Raw genomic sequence first — 2,707 nt, 5'->3', positions numbered from 1 at the left:
AGTTGCCTGCCGTGGTTGAGGCAGCCCCAGAACCACCTGTGGTTGAGCCACCTGCCGAGCCAGTTGAGTCCAAACCAGAGCCTGAAACCGCCAGTAAGAAAATCACTGCTGAAAACGCAGAGCGTAAAGTCGAAACCAGTGAAATTAAGACGGATGATATTGTCGATGCACCGGAGGAAACAGAAGCCCTCCAACCAACCGTTTCCGGCGCAGAATTGATTGCGCGGGCAAGAACCGAAATCGGTTCGCTGCAAAACACACTGAACAATAACAGCAAAGCCCTGAGTGAAACACCGAAAAAACGCCGCATTTCGGCAGCCACTAAAGAATATTCTGCTGCGGCCTATATGCGGGCGTGGGCAATGAAAGTCGAGCGCATCGGCAATATGAATTACCCTCAGGAAGCCAAAGATAAGGGTGTTAACGGCAGCTTGATGTTATCCGTTGATATTAAACCAGATGGCAGCGTGCCTCCCGATGGAATTGTCGTGTCACGCTCTTCCGGGCATAAAGTACTGGATGATGCGGCGGTGCGCATTGTTCGCTTGGGTGCGCCCTATGCTGCCATCCCTGAGGATGTTCTACAGGGCAGTGATATGTTAACCATTATCCGTACCTGGAAATTTGAAAGCGCCCGCGGCATGTCGGCCCGTTAAGCAGTATTATTTACTTTGGTTTTGCTGATAGAGCTGATAGCCCGTCTCTGCTTTACTGCTGTTTTTATAGGTCAGACTCAGTTCTTCTCTCAACCTTTCGGCAATTTGCCGTAACACTTCAAGCGCCCCATGACGTAACTCAAGCTCAATTTCGTGGATGACAGCCGTGTTGTCAGCTGAACCCGCCTCACCAAAATCATATGCCAGTTCTATCAGCGTATCCTGCGGTGCTTCCAGCAAATACACATCACGTTGAAACTCGGTATAAAACAGACACGTTAATTGTCTCCAGCTGCCACTGTCATCAACAATCGGTGCTAATGGCGTCTGCCGCAATAATGGTAGATCAAACTCGCTATTCATGATGGGATGTTCCCACTCTTCACGCTGATGCAAGCCATCTTTGACCTGGCCACTGCTCTTTACCGTTTGCACCCACTGATCACCAATTTGCCGCATACGTAAAGCAATACTGCGATTTTTCAGCTTTAACTCTGGTGTATCAAAATATTCGGTACGCAAATGCAGCTGCTGCTGTTCCGTGGTGATGGCCTGCAACCAGTCAAGCTCTGACAGATCCAGCTTGTCAGAGCCTGCAACGGCTAATTTGATTTCCTGTTCAAGACTCATGTCAGTAAAGGCTTTAAATAATGGCCGGTATGTGAATTCGGATATTCAGCAATTTGTTCTGGCGTGCCGACCGCAATCACTTCGCCGCCTCCCGCACCACCTTCAGGCCCCATATCAATTACCCAATCCGCGGTTTTCACCACATCCAGATTATGCTCAATCACTACGATAGTGTTGCCACGATCACGCAAATGATGCAGCACTTTCAGCAGCTGCTCAATATCATAAAAATGCAAGCCTGTAGTTGGCTCGTCCAGGATATAAAGCGTTTTACCGGTATCCCGTTTGGAGAGTTCTTTTGCCAGTTTGACCCGTTGCGCTTCACCGCCGGAAAGCGTCGTGGCATTTTGTCCCAGCTTGATATATGTCAAGCCAACATCAATCAGGGTTTGCAGTTTTTTCGCAACCACCGGGATATTTTCGAAAAACACATTGGCGTCTTCAATGGTCATATCCAGCACTTCAGTAATGGTCTTGCCTTTGTAGCGAATATCCAGGGTTTCGCGATTATAGCGCTTGCCTTTACAGACATCACACGGCACATAGATATCCGGTAAAAAGTGCATTTCCACTTTAATAAGACCATCACCCTGACAGGCTTCACAGCGGCCGCCTTTGACATTAAAACTGAAACGCCCCGGGCCGTAACCCCGGGCCCGAGCTTCCTGAGTCCCAGCAAATAATTCACGAATCGGGGTAAATAAGCCGGTATAGGTGGCAGGGTTGGAGCGTGGCGTGCGACCAATGGGACTTTGATTAATCGCCACCACTTTATCCAGCTGTTCCAAGCCCAGAATTTCCGTATGCGGAGCCGGTTCATCGGAAGCACCGTTGAGGGTTTTGGATGTCAGTTTCAGCAATGTTTCATTGATCAATGTGGATTTACCAGACCCTGATACACCGGTGACACAGGTCATCAAACCAATCGGAATATCCACATCCACATGTTTCAGATTATTGCCGCAGGCACCACGAAGACCAATCGCCTTACCGGCATGATAAGCTTCTCGCTTAACTGGTATCTCAATTTTGCGCCGCCCTGACAGGTATTGGCCGGTAAGCGAATGCTCACTTTTCATAATATCCTGAGGTGTCCCACGGGCCACAATTTCACCACCGTGTACACCGGCGCCCGGCCCGATATCCAGCACATAATCAGCACTGCGGATCGCATCCTCATCATGCTCAACTACGATTACCGTATTACCCAGATCGCGTAATCGGGTCAGCGTTGCCAGCAAACGATCATTATCACGCTGATGCAAACCAATGGAAGGTTCATCAAGTATGTACATCACCCCCACCAGACCTGCGCCAATCTGACTTGCAAGACGAATACGCTGGGCTTCACCACCAGATAAGGTATCCGCACTACGCGCCAAAGACAGGTAATCCAGTCCGACATTCACCAGAAAGCTAAT

3 protein-coding genes are annotated in these 2,707 nt (G+C 49.3%); 1 reads left to right on the top strand and 2 read right to left on the bottom strand.

The genetic code is table 11. The features are described from left to right. Positions 1 to 656: energy transducer TonB (locus tag B3O33_RS00210; protein WP_292362697.1), on the top strand; the 656-nt coding region annotated here is incomplete at its 5' end. A 6-nt stretch (positions 657 to 662) separates the two neighbouring features. On the opposite strand, the gene B3O33_RS00205 is transcribed toward B3O33_RS00210, so the two are convergent. Both B3O33_RS00205 and uvrA read right to left on the bottom strand, forming a co-directional pair. After that, complete coding sequence (locus B3O33_RS00205; RefSeq protein WP_292362696.1) at positions 663 to 1,286, bottom strand: inorganic triphosphatase; 624 nt, start codon at positions 1,284 to 1,286, stop codon at positions 663 to 665. After that, positions 1,283 to 2,707, bottom strand: a 1,425-nt coding sequence (uvrA, locus tag B3O33_RS00200; RefSeq protein WP_292362695.1) for an excinuclease ABC subunit UvrA, incomplete at its 5' end; no start/stop codon positions are given. The genes uvrA and B3O33_RS00205, both read right to left, overlap by 4 nt.

This window comes from Methylophaga sp. UBA1464, assembly GCF_002325665.1.
Taxonomy (GTDB): domain Bacteria; phylum Pseudomonadota; class Gammaproteobacteria; order Nitrosococcales; family Methylophagaceae; genus Methylophaga.
The sequence above is the reverse complement of the archived record's forward strand: the minus strand, read 5'-3'. Positions and strand labels throughout refer to the sequence as shown.

Coding starts and splice junctions, on each gene's coding strand:
- B3O33_RS00205 (WP_292362696.1), bottom strand. CDS start 1,286: ATGAGTCTTGAACAGGAAATCAAATTAGCCGTTGCAGGCTCTGACAAG.